This window comes from Novosphingobium sp. YAF33, from assembly GCF_052113265.1.
Classification (GTDB): Bacteria; Pseudomonadota; Alphaproteobacteria; order Sphingomonadales; family Sphingomonadaceae; genus Novosphingobium.
Window position 1 is genome coordinate 687,381 of the sequence record NZ_JBFRCW010000001.1, and the last position, 21,137, is coordinate 708,517.

General features: G+C 67.3%; 24 protein-coding genes. 18 read left to right on the forward strand and 6 right to left on the reverse strand.

Annotation, left to right across the window (positions count from 1 at the left end):
• Window position 1 precedes the first annotated feature (1 nt).
• The 13 genes from AB4Z00_RS03180 (at window position 2) to AB4Z00_RS03240 (ending at window position 9,883) form a co-directional block, all read left to right on the forward strand.
• Complete coding sequence (locus AB4Z00_RS03180) at window positions 2-427, forward strand: hypothetical protein (protein ID WP_314464191.1); 426 nt, start codon at window positions 2-4, stop codon at window positions 425-427.
• A gap of 48 nt (window positions 428-475) precedes the next feature.
• The gene (locus AB4Z00_RS03185) at window positions 476-1,969 is read left to right on the forward strand and encodes a hypothetical protein (RefSeq protein ID WP_442044930.1); all 1,494 of its coding nucleotides are present in this window, start codon (window positions 476-478) and stop codon (window positions 1,967-1,969) included.
• A 27-nt stretch (window positions 1,970-1,996) separates the two neighbouring features.
• Window positions 1,997-2,602 carry a flagellar basal body-associated FliL family protein gene (locus tag AB4Z00_RS03190; RefSeq protein ID WP_132268255.1) on the forward strand — a complete coding sequence of 202 codons (606 nt, stop codon included), beginning with the start codon at window positions 1,997-1,999 and terminating at the stop codon, window positions 2,600-2,602.
• Window positions 2,603-2,627: 25 nt separating this feature from the next.
• Window positions 2,628-3,560 (forward strand): FliM/FliN family flagellar motor switch protein, encoded by a 933-nt coding sequence (locus AB4Z00_RS03195; protein ID WP_442044931.1) that lies wholly within the window; start codon window positions 2,628-2,630, stop codon window positions 3,558-3,560.
• A gap of 43 nt (window positions 3,561-3,603) precedes the next feature.
• The gene (gene fliN / locus AB4Z00_RS03200; RefSeq protein WP_132268252.1) at window positions 3,604-3,924 is read left to right on the forward strand and encodes a flagellar motor switch protein FliN; all 321 of its coding nucleotides are present in this window, start codon (window positions 3,604-3,606) and stop codon (window positions 3,922-3,924) included.
• Window positions 3,924-4,220: a FliO/MopB family protein gene (locus tag AB4Z00_RS03205; RefSeq protein WP_132268250.1), complete on the forward strand. Its 297-nt coding sequence runs from the start codon at window positions 3,924-3,926 to the stop codon at window positions 4,218-4,220. The genes fliN and AB4Z00_RS03205 overlap by 1 nt, the downstream gene beginning before the upstream one ends.
• Window positions 4,217-5,002, forward strand: coding sequence for a flagellar type III secretion system pore protein FliP (gene fliP / locus AB4Z00_RS03210; RefSeq protein ID WP_442044932.1), 786 nt, complete (start codon window positions 4,217-4,219; stop codon window positions 5,000-5,002). Before AB4Z00_RS03205 ends, fliP begins: the two co-directional genes overlap by 4 nt.
• Before the next feature lie 3 nt (window positions 5,003-5,005).
• Window positions 5,006-5,296 carry a flagellar biosynthetic protein FliQ gene (locus tag AB4Z00_RS03215; protein ID WP_132268246.1) on the forward strand — a complete coding sequence of 97 codons (291 nt, stop codon included), beginning with the start codon at window positions 5,006-5,008 and terminating at the stop codon, window positions 5,294-5,296.
• A complete protein-coding gene (gene fliR / locus AB4Z00_RS03220) occupies window positions 5,293-6,093 on the forward strand; it encodes a flagellar biosynthetic protein FliR (RefSeq protein WP_442044933.1) in 801 nt (266 codons plus the stop codon). Before AB4Z00_RS03215 ends, fliR begins: the two co-directional genes overlap by 4 nt.
• Window positions 6,090-7,226, forward strand: coding sequence for an EscU/YscU/HrcU family type III secretion system export apparatus switch protein (locus tag AB4Z00_RS03225; RefSeq protein ID WP_442044934.1), 1,137 nt, complete (start codon window positions 6,090-6,092; stop codon window positions 7,224-7,226). Before fliR ends, AB4Z00_RS03225 begins: the two co-directional genes overlap by 4 nt.
• A gap of 55 nt (window positions 7,227-7,281) precedes the next feature.
• Window positions 7,282-8,736 (forward strand): flagellar filament capping protein FliD, encoded by a 1,455-nt coding sequence (gene fliD, locus AB4Z00_RS03230; protein ID WP_442044935.1) that lies wholly within the window; start codon window positions 7,282-7,284, stop codon window positions 8,734-8,736.
• A 1-nt stretch (window position 8,737) separates the two neighbouring features.
• The gene (locus tag AB4Z00_RS03235; protein WP_132268239.1) at window positions 8,738-9,112 is read left to right on the forward strand and encodes a flagellar export chaperone FliS; all 375 of its coding nucleotides are present in this window, start codon (window positions 8,738-8,740) and stop codon (window positions 9,110-9,112) included.
• A 168-nt stretch (window positions 9,113-9,280) separates the two neighbouring features.
• The gene (locus AB4Z00_RS03240; RefSeq protein ID WP_132268237.1) at window positions 9,281-9,883 is read left to right on the forward strand and encodes a response regulator transcription factor; all 603 of its coding nucleotides are present in this window, start codon (window positions 9,281-9,283) and stop codon (window positions 9,881-9,883) included.
• Between the two features lie 274 nt (window positions 9,884-10,157).
• Here AB4Z00_RS03240 and AB4Z00_RS03245 read toward each other — a convergent pair whose 3' ends face one another.
• Window positions 10,158-10,637, reverse strand: coding sequence for a hypothetical protein (locus tag AB4Z00_RS03245; protein WP_314464211.1), 480 nt, complete (start codon window positions 10,635-10,637; stop codon window positions 10,158-10,160).
• A gap of 209 nt (window positions 10,638-10,846) precedes the next feature.
• Window positions 10,847-11,566 (reverse strand): alpha/beta fold hydrolase, encoded by a 720-nt coding sequence (locus AB4Z00_RS03250; RefSeq protein WP_442044936.1) that lies wholly within the window; start codon window positions 11,564-11,566, stop codon window positions 10,847-10,849.
• A 203-nt stretch (window positions 11,567-11,769) separates the two neighbouring features.
• Here AB4Z00_RS03250 and AB4Z00_RS03255 point away from each other — a divergent pair, with 203 nt between their 5' ends.
• Window positions 11,770-12,504, forward strand: coding sequence for a class I SAM-dependent methyltransferase (locus tag AB4Z00_RS03255; RefSeq protein WP_442044937.1), 735 nt, complete (start codon window positions 11,770-11,772; stop codon window positions 12,502-12,504).
• A 65-nt stretch (window positions 12,505-12,569) separates the two neighbouring features.
• Window positions 12,570-13,427, forward strand: a complete 858-nt coding sequence (locus AB4Z00_RS03260) for a DUF3617 family protein (RefSeq protein ID WP_442044938.1) — start codon at window positions 12,570-12,572, stop codon at window positions 13,425-13,427.
• Between the two features lie 6 nt (window positions 13,428-13,433).
• Here the strand turns inward: AB4Z00_RS03260 and AB4Z00_RS03265 are convergent, their stop codons facing one another.
• The 4 genes from AB4Z00_RS03265 to AB4Z00_RS03280 all read right to left on the reverse strand — a co-directional run bounded on the left by AB4Z00_RS03265 (window position 13,434) and on the right by AB4Z00_RS03280 (window position 17,918).
• Window positions 13,434-14,591, reverse strand: a complete 1,158-nt coding sequence (locus AB4Z00_RS03265; RefSeq protein WP_132268231.1) for a pyridoxal phosphate-dependent aminotransferase — start codon at window positions 14,589-14,591, stop codon at window positions 13,434-13,436.
• Window positions 14,592-15,044: 453 nt separating this feature from the next.
• Window positions 15,045-15,848, reverse strand: a complete 804-nt coding sequence (locus AB4Z00_RS03270; RefSeq protein WP_442044939.1) for an SDR family NAD(P)-dependent oxidoreductase — start codon at window positions 15,846-15,848, stop codon at window positions 15,045-15,047.
• A 12-nt stretch (window positions 15,849-15,860) separates the two neighbouring features.
• Window positions 15,861-16,613 carry an SDR family oxidoreductase gene (locus AB4Z00_RS03275; protein WP_442044940.1) on the reverse strand — a complete coding sequence of 251 codons (753 nt, stop codon included), beginning with the start codon at window positions 16,611-16,613 and terminating at the stop codon, window positions 15,861-15,863.
• A 195-nt stretch (window positions 16,614-16,808) separates the two neighbouring features.
• Window positions 16,809-17,918, reverse strand: coding sequence for a helix-turn-helix transcriptional regulator (locus AB4Z00_RS03280; RefSeq protein ID WP_442044941.1), 1,110 nt, complete (start codon window positions 17,916-17,918; stop codon window positions 16,809-16,811).
• Between the two features lie 125 nt (window positions 17,919-18,043).
• On the opposite strand from AB4Z00_RS03280, the gene AB4Z00_RS03285 reads away from it, so the two are divergent.
• Genes AB4Z00_RS03285 through AB4Z00_RS03295 form a run of 3 tightly spaced genes read left to right on the forward strand, consistent with a single transcriptional unit; the run spans window position 18,044 to window position 21,136 of the window.
• The gene (locus AB4Z00_RS03285; protein WP_442044942.1) at window positions 18,044-19,162 is read left to right on the forward strand and encodes an LLM class flavin-dependent oxidoreductase; all 1,119 of its coding nucleotides are present in this window, start codon (window positions 18,044-18,046) and stop codon (window positions 19,160-19,162) included.
• Window position 19,163: 1 nt separating this feature from the next.
• Window positions 19,164-20,327, forward strand: a complete 1,164-nt coding sequence (locus AB4Z00_RS03290; protein ID WP_442044943.1) for a sulfotransferase family protein — start codon at window positions 19,164-19,166, stop codon at window positions 20,325-20,327.
• Window positions 20,327-21,136 carry a sugar phosphate isomerase/epimerase family protein gene (locus tag AB4Z00_RS03295; protein ID WP_442044944.1) on the forward strand — a complete coding sequence of 270 codons (810 nt, stop codon included), beginning with the start codon at window positions 20,327-20,329 and terminating at the stop codon, window positions 21,134-21,136. The genes AB4Z00_RS03290 and AB4Z00_RS03295 overlap by 1 nt, the downstream gene beginning before the upstream one ends.
• Window position 21,137: the final 1 nt, after the last annotated feature.

The window sequence follows — 21,137 nt, forward strand, 5'->3', positions numbered from 1 at the left end:
CGTGAAGGAAGAACGCAAGCGCCTCGTCCGGCTGCGCCGCCTCGAAAAAATCCGCGCCATTGCCAAGCAGACCGCCGCCATAGAAGCGGCGCAGGCCGAAAGCACCCTTTCGAAGCTGCGCGACTTGTCCGAGCGTACCCGCCGCATGGCGGACGACTACGGCGGCCGCCGTGAAATGACCGATGGGGCGGCGCTGCACCAGGTCGGGCGCTTCGTCGGCGGGCTTCAGGCCATCCGCCGCACGACCGAGGGCGACGCCTTGCGGGCGCAGTCGATCGCCGATGCCAAGCAGTTGCTCCTGGCCGAAGCCGAGCGCCGCCGCGCCGCCATCGAGGACCGCGCAGCCCATCAGGAACGAACCATCGCCAAGGCCGGCGAAACCCCGGCCCTGGGCGGCCGCAAGCCATCTGGCACGGCTCTTGAATAGCAATTCCCGCCATCTTTTCGAACGCTCGACACGAGGAACCTGCAAGGCATGATCCAGTTTTCCGGCCCGGTATCTGGCCCGGCACCAGTCGGCGCCCCGGCATCGGCACCGACAGTCGCCCCGGCCCCATCCGGAAGCACGCCGAGTTCCGCCAAGGCCGCCGAAACGGGGGGCTTCGCCGCCCTACTCGGCGCGGCGGGCGGCCTCGTGGCTGCGGTGGAACCGGCGTCGGAGATGGTTGCCAGCATCGCGGCCGGGGTCGAAGCGGCCATGAAGCGGGTGGCCGGGACCGTCCTGCCGGGCGGCAATGTCGGCAAACCGGGCGGCAAGATCCTGCCGGACGGCGAAGCAGAGCCCCCTGCCACCGAACCCGGCGCAAAGGATGGCACCACCGCCGAGAGCGAGGATCGGGCCGCGCCGCCGCTGCTCCCCGCAACCCTCACCGAACTGACCGCAGCGTTTGTCGCGCCGCCGATGCCGCCGACGATGGTTCCGGCTTCGACTGCCGCTGGCTCCGCCGCCGCCGCACCGCGCGGCGAGGCGACGATCATCGCGGCGAGGCTTCCGCAGCCCCGCATGCCCTTGCCCCCGGCTGTCGCCCCGGCTCCCTCCCCGGCCGCCGCAACGCCGCCTGCCGCCCTCGATACCGCCAGCATTGCCCTGGCGCCGATCACCGTCGTCGCAGCGGAAGTGCTGGAGGTTGCTCCGGGGCAGAGACCCGTGACAACGAGCCCGACACCGTCCGCTTACGCTCAACCCCTGGCCGTCTCCGCAAGCCGGGAAGCGCAGCCCCCCGGAACGCCGCCACTCCCGCCTTTCACCGGAATGGCAGGCGCCTCCTCGCGCGGCACCGAGACACCGGTGTTGCCGGCGGTATCGACCGAGATCGCATCCGGTCCGAGCAAGCCCGCGCCGGAAGCCCCCCGCCCTGCGCTAACTGCAGCGGTGCAGGATGCCGCGTTCCCATCGTCGCAAATGCCTGCCCCCGTCCTGCAGTCGTCCCCTGTCCCCGCCCCGATCGACAGCCCGGGTCCGTCGCGACCCACGGAAGCGCCTCAGGACTTTGCCACGCTAGTCGGCCGCCTGTCCGAAGCGCGCGAGGCGGCCAGCCCGCATCTCGTCCGCACCGCTCTCAACCATGCGCAGTTCGGGCCGGTCTCGCTGGAGTTCCGCCACGAGGACAGAGGGCTCTCCGTGACCATGGCCAGCGCTTCGCCCGGCTTCAACGGCTCGGTTCAGGCCGCTCTGGCCGCCTCGCTTGCCGGCTCTCTTGCCGGTGGCGCGCAGAACGGAGCGGCCGGAGACCCGCCGCGCGATAGCGGCCAACCGGCCGGGCAACACCAGCCCGCAGCTTCGGGCAATGCCGCCAGTGGCGGCGGCGGCGATCCGCGTCAGCAGGCGTCCGGCGCCGATCGCGGCGGTGCAGGGGAGCGTCAGGGCGCGGGCGGCCAGCAGGGCTCCTCGCGCGAACGGCAGGCACACCACCATCGATCGTCCCGGCCCGAGCCGCGCGATGGCGACCGCAGCGGCATCTATGCCTGATCCGGCACCAAGGGGGGATTGCGTACAGTGAGCGAAAAAGCAGCGCAGGACGGCACCGCCGAGGCGAGCGGCAAGGCAGGAACCAGGCGCAGGGGCAAGTTGACTCTCGTGCTCATCGCCGCGGGCATGCTGGTGGTGGGCGGCGGCGGCGTGGCGGCGCTCATGATGAGCGGGATGATCGGGGGCCATGCCTCCAGCCGCGAGGACAACCAGCCCAAGCTGGTCCGCAAGGGCGAGGACGATCCCTATATGCCCAAGGCCGAGGGTGAAGAGGGCGCTGCGCCGCCCGAGGTCGAAGGCGACGGCGGCGATCCCTATCGCACGGCCTACTTCACCTTCAGCGAGGATTTCACCTCCAACCTCAAGGATTCGGACGCCCTCGTCCAGCTGAGCCTGGCCTGCTCCACGCGGCGGGATGGGCGCGTGGTCATCTGGCTGAAGAAGCACGAACTGGCGATCCGCTCCGCCCTGCTCGAAATCCTGGCCGATACGCCCGAGAACGACGTCTACACGATGCCGGGCAAGGACCGGCTGGAGAAACGGCTGACCGCCGCGATCAACAACGTGCTGATCCGCAAGGAAGGGTTCGGCGGCGTCGACGGCGTCTACTTCCGCACTTTCATCATCCAGTGAGACATCATCCAGGAAGGCAGCGGTAATGGCGGCTCCAGACTCGTCCCGCGGGCATGCAGCCCGCTCCCCGGCCCGTCCCCCGGCACATCCCCCGGCACATCACTGCAGCGAACTGCTGGGAACGGGTCCCTCGACCGCGGATCTGGTTCCGGCGTTCTCCCTGATCGGGGAAAGGCTGACGCGTGCGCTTGCCGTGGGCCTTGCCCGGCTGTCGGGCGGCGAGGCGCCGCTGGTGCGCGCCGCCATGCCGGTGGCTGCCACGCTGGCGACGGTCGAGGCCGGGATCGCGGGGCTGGCGGCGCATACGCTGATGGGCATGGGCGTCTCCGGCCTGCCCCTCCTGGCGATCTTCGAAGCCGCGCCGGTCTTCCGGCTGGTGGACCGAGCCTTCGGCGGCCCCGGTGAAGTGCCCGATCCCCTGCCCGAAAGCTTCCCGCTTTCCGCCGAACTCCTGCTCGCCCACATCGAGACTTGCGTGGCCGAAGCGCTCAGTTTCGCGCTCGACGGCCAGGGCGGCGAGGAGCACCGCGTCCGTCCGCTGCGCCGCGATGTCAGCCTGCGCCAGCTCGACCCTTTCCCCGCCCATGCCGACCTGCTGACACTGTCGCTGGACATCGAGGAGCCGGGCCTGTCGGCCTGGTCGCTCACTCTCGCTCTGCCGACCACCACGCTGGCCGCCGCCACCACGACGCCCCGCCACGGACCCCCGCGGCGGCGGCGCTTCGTGCATCCCGGACCGGCCGAGGAGCCCTTCGCCTCCATGCCGCTCGAAGTGACGGCCGTGCTTGTCGACATGCGGCTCGGCATGGCGCGCCTGTCCAACTTGCGCCCGGGCGAGATCCTGCCGGTGGCGGTGGCGCGCAGCGTTCCGCTCCAGATCGGTGGCCGCACGCTGGCCAGCGGCACGATCGGGGAAATCGACGACCGGGTCGCGGTCCAGGTCACGCACGCGTTCTGACGCCTTCACCCCGCTTTCCAGACAACAGGGACAACGACCGACGATGAGCATCCATCCCCGCGGCCTCGATTTTCTTCGCGACGTCGACGTGCGCCTGACCGTGGAACTGGGCCGGACCCAGATGAAGCTGAAGGACGTGCTCTCGCTCGGCCCGGAAAGCCTGGTCGTGCTGGACCGGCTGACCGACGAGCTGCTCGACGTGCTGGTCAACGGCAAGCCGATCGCGCGCGGCGAAGTGGTGTCTCACAACGGCCGCTTCGGCCTGAGGATCGTGGAGATCGCGGGGCTGGAGGGCGCCGAGGGCGGGTCGGCGGAAGATGCCCTGTCCCCGGCCCTGCCCGACGGCGAGGAAGGCGCGGCCTGATGCTCTGGTATCTGGCCAAGCTGGTCGTCCTGCTGCCGCTCATCGGGCTGCTGGCCTGGGGCTGCCTGATCCTGGCCCGCAAGATGCAGGAGCGGGCGGGGCTGAACGCCGGCAGCCGGTCCTTGCGGATCGTGGAGACGCTGATGCTCTCGCCCACCCAGCGCCTGGCGGTGATCGCCTTCCACGACCGGGAAATCCTGGTGGCAGCCACACGCCACGGCCTCACGCGCCTGGCGGAAGCCCCCGCGCGTCCGGATTTCGACGCCATCGTTGCCGCCGGGACCGCGGAGCCATGAAGCGCCTGTTCGCCACCTGCCTGCTCGCGGCTCTTTTCGTGCCGCTCGCCGCCCATGCGCAGGAGGCGATACCCGGCGCACTGGACCGCGCTTTGGGTTCCTTGGGAGGCAGTGGAGCGGGCGGCGCCGGAAGTTCGGGGGGACTGAGCATGTCCCTGCAGCTCCTGCTGGTCATGGGGCTGCTGACGATCCTGCCCAGCCTGATCCTGATGATGACCAGCTTCACCCGCATCCTGGTGGTGCTGGCCATCCTGCGGCAGGCGCTGGGTCTGCAGCAGTCCCCGCCCAACCAGGTGCTGATCGGACTGGCCCTGTTTCTCTCGCTTTTCGTCATGGCGCCCACGCTTGAAAGGGTGAACGCCGATGCCGTTGCGCCTTACGCCGCCGGCCGGATCAATGCCGAGCAGGGAATCGCGGCGGGGGGACGCGCCTTCCATGCCTTCATGATCCGCCAGACCCGCGAGCGGGACCTCATGATGTTCGCCGACATGGCCGCCCGGAACGGCAACGGGCCGGCCCGCTTCGGCAGGAGCGAAGACGTGCCCTTCTCTATCCTGCTTCCCGCCTTCGTCACCAGCGAACTCAAGACGGCCTTCCAGATCGGCTTCATGCTGTTCCTGCCCTTCCTGGTGATCGACCTGGTGGTGTCTTCGGTGCTGATGAGCCTGGGCATGATGATGATGAGCCCCATGGTGGTCTCCCTGCCATTCAAGCTGCTGCTCTTCGTGATGATCGACGGCTGGGCCCTGCTGATGGGTTCGCTGGCGGCGAGCTTCGGCTAGGCGATGGAAGACATCACCGCCCTGCTCTCGCTGGCCGACCGCATGCTCTGGGTGACGGCACTCGTCGCCGCGCCGGTCCTGCTGGCGTCCTTGGCGGTGGGGCTGGCGGTGGGCGTGGTCCAGGCCGCGACTTCGGTGAACGAACAGACGCTGACGTTCGTGCCGAAACTGGCCGTCACCGCCGTGGTGCTGGTGGTTTTCGGCGGTTCGATGATGACCCTCGTCGGCGAGTTCGCACAGGAAGTCTTCGCGCAGATCGCCCGCACCGGACTGGCCGAGCAGGCCGCGCCGTGATCCAGCTGGACTTCGGGTTCGGGCCGCTGGAGACCGAATTCTGGCGGCTGGTCTTCGTGATGACGCGCATCGGGGCGGCCCTGGTCGCGGCCCCGCTCTTCGGCATCGCCGGCGTACCGCCGCAAGTCCGCGTGATCGGCGCGGGATCGCTGGCCGTGCTGGTCTGCGCCTGGACGAACGTCGCCGCACCGGCCGCGCTGTTCTCCGCCGCCGGGGTGCTTTGCGTCCTCGGCGAAGTGCTTGTCGGCCTGGCGCTGGGCTTCGTGCTCCAGCTTTCCTTCGCCGCGCCGATCCTGGCGGCAGAGCTGATCGGCGGCGCGATGGGCATGAACGTCGCCACCGCGGTAGACCCCAATTCCGGCGCGCAGTCTCCCGCACTCGGGCAGTATTTCGCGGTGGTGCTCTCGCTGGTCTTCCTGGCGCTGGGCGCCCATCTGCAATGGTTCGCACTGATCGTCGACAGCTACCGTGCTTTCCCGCCGGGGCACACCTGGCTCGGGGCCGAGCGCCTCGCCGCGATTGCCGGGTTCGCGGGCCGCATGTTCGCCACGGGCGTGACCATCGCGCTGCCCGCCTGCCTGATCCTGCTGGTCGTGCAGATCGTCACCGGCGTGCTCGGCCGCTCGGCGCCTTCGCTCAACTTGTTCTCGCTAGGGCTTCCGGCAGGCGTGCTTGGCGGTATCGCCGCGTTGCTGGTGGGCGCCCCGGTGCTGACCGACCTCGTGGTGCGTCTTTCGGCCGACGCCGTCGAACAGACGGCCGAACTCCTGCAATCCGGCGGTGGCAGCGCGCCATGAGCGAACAGGAAGGCGAAAAGAGCTTCGCGCCTTCCGAGAAGCGCAAGCGCGAGGCGGCAAAACGCGGCGACGTGATCCGCTCGCGTGAACTGGCGACGGCGGCCTCGGTGGCGATCGGCGCGGCATGGCTGTCGCTGGCGGGTCCCTGGGTGCTGAACATGCTGGCGGAAGTGCTGCGCGCCGGCTTCACCTGGGACAAGTCCGCGCTGGACGACTTCACCCCCGGCCGCCTGCTGATGGGTGCGCTCCTGGCCGGGCTTCCGCCGATCCTGGTGCTGGGCCTGGCGGTCGTCCTCGCCTCGCTGGTCTCTCAGCTCGGGTTCGGCGAAGGGCGCTGGCTCGGGGGCAACCTGGCGCCGAAGGGCTCGCGGATCAACCCGATGTCCGGCCTCAAGCGCATGTTCGGCCTGACCGGCCTGATCGAGATGGCGAAAGGCATCGCCAAGGTCGCTCTGCTCGGAACGATCGCCTGGACCTGGGCCGAAGGGCGGCTGGAGGCTTTCGCACGGCTCGGGCGGGGCAACCTTTTCGCAGAGCTGGCCTATGCCTGGGACGCACTGGTCCAGCTTCTCTTCTGGCTCTCCGCCGGGCTGTTCGTGATCGCCCTCGTCGACCTGCCGGTGCAGCTCGTGCGCCGAATGATGCGCCTGCGGATGACCCTTCAGGACGTGCGAGACGAGCAGAAGGAAAGCGAAGGCTCGCCCGAAAAGAAGGCGGCCATAAAGGAGCGGCAACGCAAGATCGCCATGGGCGGGCTGGTCCCGGCGATGAAGGATGCCCAGTTCATCATCACCAACCCGGCGCATTTCGCCGTCGCCCTTGCCTACGACCCCGCCATGGCGCCTGCCCCGCTGGTCATCGCCAAGGGTCGCGGCGATCGGGCGCAGGCGATGCGGCAGATGGCGCCGGAGTTCTCCCTGCCGGTGCTCTCCTACCCCGCGCTCGCCCGATCGGTCTATTTCACCACGCGCGAGAGGCAGATGATCCGCGAAGACCACTATGTGGCGATTGCCGCGATCCTCGCCTTCGTGCTGGCCCTTCGGCGCGGGGAGCATCGCCGCGCGCCGCAAGTCTCCGTGCCTCTCACCGTCCGCTTCGATGCCGAAGGGCATCCCGATCCCCGCCAGGGCTGAGAAATTCTCCCGAGCCGCCCCTTAACGAATGCCCACCCCTGCCGTTCTCCGACCCATGGCTACCACCACCGCATCGACCGCCGCGACTTCGTCGCTGACCAGTTCCTCGCTGGTGACCGCGCTTGGCGGCGGCAGCGGCGTGGACATGGCAGCCCTGGCCAACAATCTGGCCAATGCCCAGTTCGCCAGCCGGAACGACCGCCTGACAGCCCGCTCGGACAAGCTGGGCACCCAGATTTCCACGGCCTCCAACATCAAGTCCATGCTGCTTTCGCTCGATACCTCGCTAGGGACGCTGGTGCGCTCGGGAGACCTGGCGCGCACGCCCAGCCTTGCCAATGCCGCGGTAGGCGCGGCCAGCCTCACCGGCACCTCGACGCCAAAAGGCACCTATTCGCTGGAAGTCACCCAACTCGCCCGGGGCCAGCAACTGGCGAGCAAGGCCTATCCGGCCGCCACGGACAAAGTCGGCGCGGGCACGCTCACCTTGCGCTTCGGCACCGTCTCCGGCAGCGCGTTCACGGCGGATAGCAGCCATGCGGCGGTCGCTGTGACGATCGCGGCAGGCGCCTCGCTTGCCGACGTGGCCAAGGCCATCAACGCCGCGAACGCCGGCATCAGCGCCTATGTCGCCCAGACCGTGGACGGCGCGCAACTCGTGCTGAAGGGACAGGAAGGCGCCGCCAACGGCTTCATGCTGGAAGCGAGCGAGGACCCCGCCAATCCCGGCCTCTCGAAGCTGGCCTGGAGCCCCGCCACCGGCTCCGCTCCGGGCCAGGCCCAGCTTCTCGCTGCCGCGCAGGATGCTGCGTTCAAGGTCGACGGCCTGGCGATGACGGCCAGATCCAACACCGTCAGCGACGCCATTCCGGGCGTGAAGCTCCTGCTTGCCGCCACCAATATCGGCGCGCCGACCACGGTGAGCTTCGCCAATCCCGCCACCTCGATCGCGGGCGCCATGCAGGACTTCACCGACGCGCTGAACGAGGTGATGTCCGCGCTCAATACGGCCACCGCGATCGGCGGCGATCTCGCCAACGACGGCGGCGCGCGCGCCCTGAAGCGCGCGCTTTCGGGCCTGGCCGGATCGACCATCATGCCGAATGCCACCGGCGCGGCGAAGACCCTGGCCGACATCGGCCTCAAGACCCAGCGCGACGGCACTTTCGCGCTCGATACCGATCGGCTGAACACGGCCATCGCCGCCGATCCCGAAGGCGTGACGGCCATGTTCACCAACGGCCTCCACGGGGTCTACGCCAGCTATGACAAGATCTATCGCGCCGCGACGTCCAGCACCGATACCAGCTCTCTGGGCGGCTCGATCTCGCGCTATACCAAGTTGCTCGCGCAGATTTCCGATGACCGGAGCAGTCTGGCGGAACAGCAGGAGAAGCTCCGCGCCCGCCTCTCCTCGCAGTTCTCCGTCTCCGAAGCGCGGATCGGCGTGTCGAAATCGACATTGACGATGCTGCAGAACCAGATCGCCCAGTGGAACAAGAGCAGTTGAGATGCGGCGCCAGCTTTCCCCGGTCGAAGCCTATCGCCGGGTAGACTTCGATGCGCGCGTCAGCGGGGCCGGGCCGGCGGAACTGGTCCACTTGTGCTACGAACACCTCGTGGCCGCGCTGGGCACCGCCATCCATGCCGACCGCAACGGCGACAACGGGCTCAAGAGCCGCTCGCTGACGCGCGCGCTCACGGCGATCACCGCCCTGCATCTCGGCGTCTCGGGCGAGAGCGAGGTGGCCGCTGCGCTCAACCAGCTTTACGACGCCGCGCGCCGCACCGTGCTGGACAGCGCCATCGCTTTCGACGCCCGCAGCCTTGCGGCCCTGCGCGCCGACTTCGCCGAGATCGGACAGGCCCTGCTCGCCCAGCGCTGACGGTTCACGGCACGGGAAATGTTGCCGTTTCGGTTGCCGAAACCCGCAGTGCCCCGCGCGTCTCGTTGCCGGGAGGCGGATCATAGGTCGATTTTGGAGCAGGTCCAGCGCGCATGAAAGCGATCATGCGATATCCCCCTAGGCACAAGCCGAAAAGGGAGAATACGCATGGAGCGGATTTCCAATCTCATCCTGATCGACAACGATCTGCGAAGACGCGCCGCCATCAGTCATGCCCTCTCGACCGGGCAGATACATGTCGAACCCTTCGAGAATATTTCCGAGATCGCCAGCGCCTGGCCCCGCTCCGGGGTCATCCTCATCCACGACGAGCCCGGCGTGATCGACGACCTGATCGACAACATGGCCCGTCATGGCGAGTGGTTCCCGATCATCGCCTTCAGCGAACATCCCCACGCCAACCGCATAGTCCAGGCCGTGCTTGACGGCGCGATCGACTATATCGCCTGGCCCATCGCCGCGGAGGAACTCAACGCCACGCTGGCGCGCGCGATCGACCGCGCCGAGCATGTCGGCAATGCCAAGCTGCGCGAAGTCATGGCCCGCGCCCGGATCGATCGCCTGACCCGGCGGGAACGTGAAGTGCTGGGCGGCGTCGCCAGCGGCCTTTCGAACCGGCTGATCGGCGAACGGCTCTCGATCAGTCCGCGCACCGTGGAAATCCACCGCGCCAACATGCTGAACAAGCTGGGCGCCAACCACACGTCCGACGCGATCCGCATCGCCATAGAGGCTTCGCTGGTGAACTGACGGGCGAGCGGACACGGACATGACCCTAAGGGCCGCCCTACCAATGCTTAAGCGATCCCGTGTCACAACGCTCGCGCCGGCACGCCACTCCAACAGCGCCGGCCCCGCGCGCTTCGGCAAACCCGGCCGTATTCCCCTCCCGGCCCGAAGCGTTCGCGGGAACGCGAATGAACCCGAACTGGCGGCGCCTCCGCTCGACGTGCGACCGTGCGGAGCGCCGCCCCGTTCGCACATCTGCGCCGCCTGTTCCGGAAAAATCGGCCCTTGGCCCGGCTTAGTGGAGGCGTACCCCCGAAGGCAGCGTGACGGGCGCCGCTTCCGTGTCTCGGCGCTCCATTCCGGTCAGCAGCTTGGAGACATAAGCCGCCAGAAGCGCCAGCGACAGCGTCGCCGCCTCGCAGATCATCTCTTCGGAGCCATCCGCCATCACCAGGGTAGCGAGGCAGGTTCCGTTCAGCCCGCGCGAAAGCATGAAAGTATCGTTGGGACCGATCAGCGCCAGGACTGCACTCTCGGTGGCGCCGCAAGCCAACATGGCCTCGATCGCGGCGGGGTCCAGCTTGTGCGCCGACTTCGGCTCGGGTTTCTGGCCAGCGCCAAGCCGTTTCTCCCCTCGCGCAGGATCGTGGAGGAACAGCAACAGACCCTCGCGAATACGGTCGTGTTCCTCGGAGGGCGCACTGCCCGCACAATCGTGCAAGAAGTCGCGCAGGCGCGCGATCCACACTTCCGTACTGCATACGTGCTGGGTCAAGGGACTCGCCACCGTGTTGTTGCTTGGTACGCCAAAGTCCCCAACCGGCGCGGACTGTCAATCCGCGCGCCGGGTCGGATCAAGGGCGCGTGCCATCCTGCTACAGGGGCGGGGCCATTCCTGAAACGCTAATCGCGGTTAAATCTTCTGCACGTGCGACCAGCAGATTCAAGGGCTTGCTTTCGGAAGCCTGCCCAAGAGCAATCGAGTCAGGTGCCCTGGGCGATGGCATCAAGGCGTTCTGCGACCCATTTCGGCTCGGTCAGCATGAGGTCATGCCCGGTGTCGATATCCCACACGCGCCCGTGAGACCGCGCATCGAGCAGCTTCATGTCGCGGCCGGGAATGGTCGATGTGCAGATCAGGTGGCTTTCCGGGATCGCCCGCATGGCCGCCTCGTTGCGGAAGACGATCTTCTGCTCGAAGCACTTCCAGGGCTGCGCCGTCAGCCTGGCATCGGTCCAGGCGCCGAGTTCGGGATCGGTCACCCCGAAGAACGCCGCGAAGCCCGGCATCGGCGCCATGACCATCGGCACGCCGCCCACGTCGTGCAGACCCTGCCGGGCCATGTGGATCTGCTCATGGGCATGTTCGTAAAGCGATTCGCCATCGCGCGGATAAGCGGCATCGAGATAGACCCGGTGCCCGACCCGCTCCGGCTTGCGGTCCGCGGCCCCGGTAATGACCATGCCGCCATAACTGTGCCCCACGAGAATGGCCTGCGTCAGATCCTCGAACTCCAGCAAGCCGGCCACGTCATCGATGTGCGTATCCAGGTCGATCGCCTGGCTGAGCACATGCGCACGATCCGCCAGACCGCTCAAGGAAGGAGCATGCACCTCATGCCCCATGGCCCGCAGCCGCTGGGCGACCAGCTTGTAACACCACCCACCATGGCCGCCGCCATGAACCAGCACGAATGTGGCCATCGTTCCCCTCCACCCTTCTTTTCACAGCAAGAGAAGCGCCGAGGCGCGTCCGCGGTCAATCGCAGCGCGTTCGCAGGGGCGATGCCTGACAGCGCCCCGAAAAGACTTCCGGATCCGGCGGATCTCGCCGGATCTCCACATTAAAACTTTGAAATCACGCCTTCCCGTTTGGCAGTGAAGACCAGCGATACTAAAGAGATACGATGGCTGACAGCGATCACAATTGGCGTCTATGGGGTGAACGCGACCCTTATTATGCAGTTCTCACCGATGCGCGTTTTCGCAGCGACCGCATCGAGGATCATCGGCAGAATTTCTTCGAAAGCGGGCAGGCCTTCGTGGCGCATTGGCTCACCCAGTTCGAAGCGCATTTCGGCCCGCTACCGCGCCAGCGCGCGCTGGACTTCGGGTGCGGGGTGGGACGGCTGACAATTCCGCTGTCCGATCACTTCGAAACCGTGACGGGGCTCGATATAGCCCCCGCCATGCTGGAGGAAGCGCGTCGCAACAGCGCCGGGCGGCAGATCGACTACGTTCTTTCCGACGATGCGCTCTCACGGGTTGAGGGCACGTACGATTTCGTCAACAGCTGTATCGTGCTTCAGCATATCCCCGTGGACCGCGGCATGAACCTGCTCGGCCAGTTGCTCGGCCGAGTACGACCGGGCGGGGGGTGCCTCATCCAGCTGTCCACGAAACGCAATCACGGCAAGTGGCGCGAACTGCGCTACCGTATTCGCCATGCGGTTCCCGGTGGGCAAGCGGTGATGAACCTGATCGACGGCCGGGCTGCCGATACGCCGGTCATGCAGATGAACGAGTATCCGCTGGATGCGGTGCTGCGTCTGTTTCACGAGAATGGGTTCGAGAAAATGGTGGTTCGCTACGAGGACCACGGCGGTACGGACACTGCGATGATCTTCGCCCGGCGGGACTAACGCCGCGCACGGAATTCGAGTGCCGAAGCGGGGCACGACCTCGCGGGGAGGGAGGGAGGATCGACGTGCGACGCGCTCTGGCCTGTCTTGCCGCTGCGGGGCTCGCATGTGCGGCACTGTTCGCCCATTCGCGCGCGCAAACGCCCGAGCCTGCCGCCGCCGCGATTCCCTCGGGCGAAGACATCGTCGTGATTGGCCGGAAGATACGCCGCGTAAAACTGAACTATGCGCTATGGGGCGCGCACATGAAGCGCTGCGATGTCATGATTTCCAGCGGCGATGCCGACATCGATCGCTTCGTCTGCACCGTGCTCAATGCCTGCATCAAGGACGGCTTCCGTGACGCAGTCCCGGCCAAGGCCTGCCTGGCCGAGCGGATCGCCTCGGTTGCCTATCGGCCGCCGCGCTGGGATCCGGCCGAGAGCGAGCCGGTCGATCTCGCCGCGACCGTTCCGCGCCTGCCGCCATCGACGCCGACCGCCGTGCCCAGCGAAGCGCCGGCTGCGGAGATCGTCGTCATCGGCGGGCGGCCGCAAGTCACGCCGGGCTTGTGGCAGATCAAGGAGTCCGCGACATTCAACGAAAAGCCCCCCCGGGAATTTCAGCTGAGGCCTGGAAAGACCTATACCGTCTGCATTGCAGCGGGCGAGCATGACGATGCGCTGGAGCGACTTCTGGCCGCCGCCACCGGCCTTGCCGAAGACGGATTGTGCACGCGTTCGACCGTGAAGATCAAAAGCGGCAAAGTGACCGGCGGCAAGACTTGCGCAGCCGGCATGTATTCCCTGAGCTACGACGTACACGGCAAGGTAGGCGCCGAGACGATGGACACGGCCGTCTCGATCTTGGGCGAGGGTTCTAATTTCAAGCAACGGTATCGCAGGCGGGTGACGGGGGCGCGGATCGGCGATTGCCCCGCCTGAATGGCCTCAGGCCGAACGCGCTTCCGCCCTGCTCGCGAACCACGGCACCATGCGCGCGATTGCCTCTTGCACCAGGGCGGTCGAGACCGCGAAGCTGAAGCGGATGAAGCGGTGCCCGTCGACCGGGTCGAAGTCGATCCCCGGAGCCGTGGCGACTCCGGTGTCGCGCAGCAATTGCTGGCAGAAGGCCAAGCTGTCCTCGGTCAGATGGCCGATGTCGGCGTAGATGTAGAACGCGCCGTCGGGCGGGGCGATCCGGTCGAGGCCGAGGCTGGGCAGCGCGGCCAGCAGCAGTTCGCGATTGCGGGCATAGCCCTCGACATGGCCTTCCAGTTCGGCGGTCTCGTCCATGGCGATCAGGCCCGCGTGCTGGGCCAGGACCGAGGGCGTGAGGAACAGGTTGTTCATCCGCGCGCGCGCCGGGGCGACGACTTCGGGCGGCACCACCAGCCAGCCAAGGCGCCAGCCCGCCATCGAGTAATACTTGGAGAAACTGTTTACCACCACCGCTTCCGGCAGATGCTGCAGCGTCGACTGCGCCGGCGCGCCATAGGCCAGGCCATGGTAGATTTCATCGGAGACGACGCGGATGTTCTTACGGCGGCAGACCTCCGCGATGGCCGCGAGTTCCTCGGGCGCGATCACGGTTCCCGTGGGGTTGGCCGGGCTGGCCAGGATCAGCCCGTCCGGCGCGGGGTCCAGCGCATCCAGTGCCGCGGCCGTCACTTGATAGCGCTCGGCCGGTCCGCAGGCCATCTCCACCGGTTCGAGGTAAAGCGTCTTCAGCGTATTGCGGTAAGCAACATAGCCGGGCCGGGCCAGGGCGACCCGCGCGCCGGGCACGAAGAGACTGGAAAGCGCCAGCACGAATGCGGGCGAGGCGCCGCAAGTCAGGATCACCTGCTCGCGGTCGATCCCGACGTCATAAGCCTCGCGGTAGTGCCGGGCGATGCGCTCCAGCAGAGCCGTGCTTTCCCAATAGCCGCCGGGGTCGCTGTCCAGCACGCGGTGGGCCGCGGCGATGGCGGCCGCCGGCGCTCCGGTAGAAGGCTGGCCATATTCCATGTGGATCACGTCCCGCCCTTCGCCCGCCAGTTCGTAAGCGAGGCGGCCGATGGCCATGGCGTGGAAAGGGTCTACCCGGGCGATCTCTGAAACGGTCATGGCCGCGTTGCTAGGCGGCTTGCCATCGGCAGGCAATCCTGTTGCCGGCTGGCGTTACGGCCGGGACGAAAACGGAGCGTGATCTGCCTCACGGCGCGGTTGGCGAGAAGCTGTCATAACCATCTTGTTCGAATCGGAAGTGGCAACGCATCTGGCCCGGACACTGCCGCGAACCGGCCGACCCGTGATGCGACCCCACGGCAAGGCTCTACCGGCAGGCAAATTTCATAACTCGGCGGCAGCCTGACCACTATCGGCTGAATTCAGCCCATGGCGGCTGCCGCCGGCTTTGTACGGTTTCCAATCCGGCCCCGACCGGATCGCGGCGCCGGCCCACATTCGCCCAGAGCGATAATCCCGGGGGGGAAGTTATCGCAAGGGGGTGACCTCCTCGCCGAGGTCTGGCGGATCGAGTGGCCGGCGCCGCGCCTCTGGGGCGCCCCGTTTTCGCACTCAGCCCGGATTGGCGCTGGCGATGCCGGGGCGCTCTGCCCCCATGCCCGAAAACCCGATGCAATATCCGCCGTCCACCGGCAGGACCACGCCGGTCACGTAAGCCGATTCGTCGCTGGCGAGGTAGAGCGCGGCCTGGGCGATGTCCTTCGCCAGGCCCCAGCGCCCCATCGGAATGCCCGCGAGCACCGGAAACTCGGCCGGCGGCTCGGCATGGGTGCGCGATGCCTCGACCAGCCCGGTCCACATCGTGCCCGGCGCTATGGCGTTTATCCGGATGCCCTGGTCCGAATAATCCAGCGCCGCTGTTTTCGTGAGCTGGTTCACGCCCGCCTTGGCCGCGCCGTAGACCGAATGATGCTTCCATCCGACCACGCCCGAGGCCGATGTCGTATTCACGATCGCCCCGCCGCCCGTCTTGAGCATGGACGTGATGCCGTACTTCATGCCCAGAAACGCGCCGCGCAAGTTGGTGGCGTGAACCCGGTCCCAGGTCTCCAGCGACTGGGTGTGCAGCGGCGCCATCGGCCCGCCGAATCCGGCATTGTTGCAGAGCACGTCGAGCCGCCCGAAGCGGTCCTCGGCCGCGGCGATCATCGCCTGCACTTGCGCCTCGTCGGAGACGTCGCACTGCACGCCCACGGCGTCGCCGCCGAGCGCGGCCGCCACTTCGTCCTGCTTGCCCGAAATGTCCGCGAGCACCAGCCTGGCGCCTTGCGCGTGGAACAGCTCGGCCATCGCCTTGCCCATGCCCGAACCGGCACCGGTGACGATGCAGACTTTATCCTGAAGCCTTCCAGCCATGTTCATTCTCCCTCAGGCGCTGGTATCGATGGTCGGGCGGATCGAGATTTCGGAGATGTTCGTCCGGCGCGGCATGGCGAGGATGAAGACCAGAGCCTCGCCGATATCGCGCGGCTTCACGGCGCCTTCCTTGCTGACATGGGCCTTGATCGCGGTGCGCCACTGCGGGTCGGAGATCGAATCCGCCACTTCGGTCTCGGTCGCGCCGGGCATCAGCGTGGTGACGCGGATGTTCCGGCCGCCCAGTTCCTGCCGCATCCCGTCGGTCATCATGTTCACGGCGTGCTTGCTGGCCGAATAGGCGCTGGTCATCGGACCGCCCTTGCGCCCGGCGAGCGAGGAGATGGTGATGATGTCGCCCACGCCCTGCTCCAGCATGTGCGGCACGGCGGCGGCGCTGGTGTAGACGGTGCCCATCAGGTTGATGTCGATCACCCGGCGGTAGATCGCGGTATCGCAGTTCTCGATCCCGCCCGCTTCCATGATTCCGGCCGAGTTGATGAGAATGTCGATCCGCCCGAACGCTTCGACGGTCTTCTCCACCGCCCCGCGCGCGTCGTCTTCCAGGGTCATGTCACCGGGGATCGCCAGCGCCTTGCCGCCCGCCGCCTCGATCTGGGCGACCAGCCCGGAGAGCCGCTCCACCCGGCGCGCACAGACGGCGACCGTTGCCCCCGCCTCGGCCAGGCAAAGCGCCGCGGCCTCCCCGATCCCTGACGACGCGCCGGTAACGAGCGCGACCTTTCCTGCAAGCTGGCCCGACATGCCTTCTCCACTCGTTCGCGCGGCACCTGTCGGCCGCTTCGTATCCATTTGCTGGCAAGGGCTCCGGGCGAAGTCAACGGAAAATGCTGAACAACTGTTCAAATCGCTACTGCGAGGTGCGGGGAATGTATCCAAGTTGAGAAGAGGCATGGAAAGACGCAGGGGTCCATGCCCCAAGGCTTCCCTCTGCTTCCTTCAAGCAATCGCCAGCACACTGCGATGGATGAACCGCACCAGATCCGCCTGCCCCCGCGCTCCGGTTTTCGCGTAGATACGCTTGGAGTAGGTCCGCGCCGACTCCACCGTAAGCCCCACTTCCGGCCCGGCCTCGGCGATCGACAGCCCCCGGCTCAAAGCCAGGGCCAACCGCGCCTCGCTGGCGGTGAGGTCGAACAATTGTGCAAGCTGCCCGCAACGGTCGGCCGAAGACCAGTGATCGGCGTGCAGGTAGCAAAGCACTGCCGGCGCCGCCCGCGTCGTGCCCATGCGCCGGCCGGAGGGCACGAGCAGCAGGTCGAGCCAAGGCTCCCGGCAGAGCACCAGCGCACGCGGCCGGGCGTCCGGGTCACGCGCCAGTTCGCCGACCGCTTCGGAGAGTTGCCGCCGCAGCCTGGCATCATGCGCGCTGAGCCGCCCATCGCGCGTTCGCGTCAGGCCGTTCGAGCCCGCCAGCATCCGCGCGCCCAGCGGATCGGCATCCAGAACCCGCCCCTCCCCGTCGAGCGTCACCCAACCGAAGTTCATCCGCCGCACTGCCTCGCGCTCGATCTCCGCACCCATGCGCTCGCGCTCCAGCGCCACGAAGCTGCCGAGCGCGGCGCGCAGATGCGGGGCCAGGTCTTCGAGCAGGCCGTCGACCTCCTCCGAGAACTCCCCGTCGCGCCGGGTGATCGTGATCCAGCCGTTCACGCCGCCCGCCTCGGCAAAGCGGATCATCCGCATATGGTTCATGCCCGAAGGCGCGAGCAGCTKGTCGAGATAGGCATCGTGCTTGGGGTCGCCGAAACGCAGCAATTCGTGCAGCGCATGGGTCCGGCCCTCCTGCATGGCGTGATAGGGCATCGGGTCGCGCAGATAGAGGCTCTCCCGATAGAGCCGCGAGATCGGGGGGGGAGAAGGCTGGCCGGAGTAGAGGTGGATCACGCGCGCCTCTGGCGTACCCATCGGCAGAGGCCGGAACACGAGGCTGGCATAGTCCGCTGCAACGCGCGCCCGCAAGGCATCGAGGAAGCGCCGCCAGGGCGGGTCTTCCACCAGTCCCTCGATCAGCGGCACCAGCAGCGCCGCGTCCTCTCCTTGCAGCATGTCCGTGATCCCCAAATGGGAATGTGCCTGAGCCGAGGGCTAACCCACAAGCGGCCATGGAGACAACGAGCGGCGCCGAACCATCACCCCAACGATTGGCGGACGCGGCCTGAGAGGATCACATCATGAAAGTGCAGCCCGCAGCCTTCCTGCGAACCACCCTGCCGCTGGGCATCGACATGGCGCAGGACTACGATTCGGGCCGCTATCACTCGATCTGGCTGCCCGATCACATGGTCAGCTTCTGGCCCGATTCGATCTGGACGCCGGAGTTCACCGATCTCGCCAAAGCATCGCCCAGTCCGCACCGCCATCTCGACGGGCTGGCCGTCGCCGCTGCCACCGCCGTGCTGACGAAGAATACGCCGCTGGCGACCACCGTGGTCGATACCGTGCGCCGCCACCCCTCGTTGCTGGCGCAGACGGCGCTGACGATCAGCCACTTGTCAAAGGGCCGCTTTATCCTGGGCCTCGGTTCGGGCGAGTTGGAAAACACCGTCCCCTACGGCTTCGATTTCGACAAGCCGGTGGGGCGGCTGGAAGAAGCGATCAAGGTCATCAAGCTGCTGTGGCATGCGGACGGCCCGGTCGATTTCGAAGGGCAGTTCTTCCATCTCCACCACGCGCGGATGGATACCGAGTTCTACGAGGGCAAGGCGCCGCCGATCTGGCTGGGCGCGGCGGGTCCGCGCATGCTCTCGATCACCGGACGCGAGGCGGATGGCTGGTGGCCGGCCGGATCGTGGACGCCGGAGGACTATGCGGCGAAGCTGAAGGTCATCCTCGACGCAGGCGACGCGGCGGGGCGCGACATGAGCCACTTCACCCCCGCGATCACCCAGATGTGCCTGATCGGCGAGCCTGACGAAATCGACGAAATGCTGCGCGCCCCGATGGTGAAGTCGATCATCCTGATGATGACCGCGAAGGACCTTGCGCAATTCGGCTACGAACACCCGATGGGCCCGGATTGGCGCGGCATCATGGACTTCGATCCGGTGCGCCTCAGCCGTGAGAAAATGGTGAAATTCTGCGAGGAGATGAACCCGCAGGCGATCCGCGACGTGCTTCCCACCGGCACACCCAAGGAAGTGGCACGGAAGATCAAGGGCTTCGCGGATGCCGGGATGCGCGTCTACAAGCTGATGGAATATGGCGCGATGGGCGGCATGAAGTTCTCCGCCAGTAGCGCCGCCAAAGTCCGCGAAACCGAGGACGAAATCGCGCGTCTGGTGGAGGGCTGACATGAGCCACCTCAACGCGCAGCAATTGCTGCGAGAAGCGCAGCAGCGCACCGGCCTGTCCGACTGGGCGGATGATGGCTTTCCCGAACGCTTCGCCCTCGCCGTGGACCACATCCACGGCATCGCCATGGACGCGGCAGGACGCGCAGCAGCAGCGGAGAACGTGCTCTGGCTGCTGACAGACCGTTTGCGCTTCTTCGAAGACCGCAAGCGCTTCCCGCTGGCCGAGGAAGTGATCGACCGCCCCATGTTCGTCAGCGGCGAACCGCGTTCGGGCACGACCTTGATGCACGCCCTGCTTGCGGTCGATCCCGGCGCACGGGCGCTGCGGTTCTGGGAGGTGATGCACCCCTCGCCACCGCCGGGCACCGTCGAGGGCACCGATCCCCGCATCGCACAGGCCGATGCCGAATGGCGCGAGATCAACGCCAAGATGCCGCGCTGGCTGCACTGCCACCCGTACAACGACATGCTGGGCAATGGTCTGCCCGAAGACGAGCGCACCTGGGCCTTCGACTTCCGGGTGATGACCCCCACCGCCTGGTGGCGCGTGCCGATGCAGAACCTCTCCTTCGGCCTGCCCACCGATCCGCCCGCGCAATACCGCATCCACAAGGCCATGCTGCAAGCGCTGCAATACCGGCGCCCGCCGCGCCACTGGGTGCTGAAGGGCTTCCACACCACGCGGCTGGACGCCTTCTTCGACACCTATCCCGATGCCTCGCTGGTCTGGCTGCACCGCGACCCGGTGATGGTCGCCGCCAGTTCGACGATGATGATGGCGGACATCATGGATGGCGTGGTCGGCAAGATCGATCTGGTGAAGGAAGCCCGCGCCCATCTGGAGCGCGTGCGCTGGTCGATCGGCAATACGATGGCCCACCCGCTGGCAAACGACCCGCGCATCCACCATGTGCGCTATCGCGATTTCGTCACCAATCCGATTGGCGTGATCCGCGATTACTACGCCTTCGCCGGCCGCCCCTTCACGCCAGAAGCGGAAGATGCGATGCGGCGCTACCTCGCGGAGAACAAGGGCGACCGCCACGGCAAGTTCCACTACTCGACGCAAGTGCTGGTCGATGCCGGCTATGACATCGACGCGCTGAACTCAGAGTTCGCCCCCTTCCGCGCCCGATTCGGCGTAGAGATCGAGCAGCGCTGATGCACCCCCGCGTCAGCCTGCACCAAGTGGCGATGATGGACCGGGAGACCGGCCCCTTCCTCGACTTCTGCTATGAGATCGGGGTGCAGCATGCCACGCTCGTTTCGCCGCGACTGATGCAAGCGAGCGAGCTTCGTGCTGCGCGCGAGGCGGTGCAGCATGGCACAGTCCGGATCGGCTGCATCAACCATCCCTTCGCGCTCCAGCCCGACCTAGCAAGCCATACCGAAGGCGCTGCCGATGGGCTGATGAAAGTGATCGACATGGCCGCCGAACTCGGCGCGCCGTCGATCTACCTCATCACCGGTGGACGCGGCGCGCTGCTCTGGGAACAGGCCGCCGAGCGCTTCGCGGACCTGCTCGCCCCCTGCCGCGAACACGCCGCGCGACAAGGCGTCGCGCTCCTGGTCGAAAACGCCTCGCCGCTGACGGTGGACATCCACATCGCCCACACCCTGCCCGACGCCTTGCGCCTCGCGCGGCTCGCGCAGATCGGCCTCTGCGTCGACCTCCACGCCTGCTGGTACGAGGCGGACTTGCGTGAGAAGCTGGCCGAAGCCTTGCCGCACACCGGCCTCGTGCAAGTGAGCGACCATGTCCCCGGCGACCGCACCACGCCCTGCCGCGCCGTGCCCGGAGACGGCGCGGTGCCACTGGAAGCGATCCTGCGCGACGTGCTGGACCTCGGCTACACCGGCCTGTTCGACCTCGAACTGCTCGGCCCGCGTATCGAGGCGGAAGGCCCCGCCAAAGCCTGCACCCGCGCGGCGCGCACCCTTTCCGACCTCCTCACCAAGCTGGGAGCATGAC

What these genes read in the sequence shown, in the direction of transcription:
- AB4Z00_RS03240 (WP_132268237.1), top strand. Translation starts at nt 9,281, where the DNA reads ATGGAGCGGATTTCCAATCTCATCCTGATCGACAACGATCTGCGAAGA.
- AB4Z00_RS03255 (WP_442044937.1), top strand. Translation starts at nt 11,770, where the DNA reads ATGGCTGACAGCGATCACAATTGGCGTCTATGGGGTGAACGCGACCCT.
- AB4Z00_RS03195 (WP_442044931.1), top strand. Translation starts at nt 2,628, where the DNA reads ATGGCGGCTCCAGACTCGTCCCGCGGGCATGCAGCCCGCTCCCCGGCC.
- AB4Z00_RS03295 (WP_442044944.1), top strand. Translation starts at nt 20,327, where the DNA reads ATGCACCCCCGCGTCAGCCTGCACCAAGTGGCGATGATGGACCGGGAG.
- AB4Z00_RS03290 (WP_442044943.1), top strand. Translation starts at nt 19,164, where the DNA reads ATGAGCCACCTCAACGCGCAGCAATTGCTGCGAGAAGCGCAGCAGCGC.
- fliD (WP_442044935.1), top strand. Translation starts at nt 7,282, where the DNA reads ATGGCTACCACCACCGCATCGACCGCCGCGACTTCGTCGCTGACCAGT.
- AB4Z00_RS03205 (WP_132268250.1), top strand. Translation starts at nt 3,924, where the DNA reads ATGCTCTGGTATCTGGCCAAGCTGGTCGTCCTGCTGCCGCTCATCGGG.
- AB4Z00_RS03250 (WP_442044936.1), bottom strand. Translation starts at nt 11,566, where the DNA reads ATGGCCACATTCGTGCTGGTTCATGGCGGCGGCCATGGTGGGTGGTGT.
- AB4Z00_RS03235 (WP_132268239.1), top strand. Translation starts at nt 8,738, where the DNA reads ATGCGGCGCCAGCTTTCCCCGGTCGAAGCCTATCGCCGGGTAGACTTC.
- AB4Z00_RS03265 (WP_132268231.1), bottom strand. Translation starts at nt 14,591, where the DNA reads ATGACCGTTTCAGAGATCGCCCGGGTAGACCCTTTCCACGCCATGGCC.
- fliN (WP_132268252.1), top strand. Translation starts at nt 3,604, where the DNA reads ATGAGCATCCATCCCCGCGGCCTCGATTTTCTTCGCGACGTCGACGTG.
- AB4Z00_RS03215 (WP_132268246.1), top strand. Translation starts at nt 5,006, where the DNA reads ATGGAAGACATCACCGCCCTGCTCTCGCTGGCCGACCGCATGCTCTGG.
- AB4Z00_RS03225 (WP_442044934.1), top strand. Translation starts at nt 6,090, where the DNA reads ATGAGCGAACAGGAAGGCGAAAAGAGCTTCGCGCCTTCCGAGAAGCGC.
- AB4Z00_RS03185 (WP_442044930.1), top strand. Translation starts at nt 476, where the DNA reads ATGATCCAGTTTTCCGGCCCGGTATCTGGCCCGGCACCAGTCGGCGCC.
- AB4Z00_RS03275 (WP_442044940.1), bottom strand. Translation starts at nt 16,613, where the DNA reads ATGTCGGGCCAGCTTGCAGGAAAGGTCGCGCTCGTTACCGGCGCGTCG.
- AB4Z00_RS03270 (WP_442044939.1), bottom strand. Translation starts at nt 15,848, where the DNA reads ATGGCTGGAAGGCTTCAGGATAAAGTCTGCATCGTCACCGGTGCCGGT.
- fliP (WP_442044932.1), top strand. Translation starts at nt 4,217, where the DNA reads ATGAAGCGCCTGTTCGCCACCTGCCTGCTCGCGGCTCTTTTCGTGCCG.
- AB4Z00_RS03285 (WP_442044942.1), top strand. Translation starts at nt 18,044, where the DNA reads ATGAAAGTGCAGCCCGCAGCCTTCCTGCGAACCACCCTGCCGCTGGGC.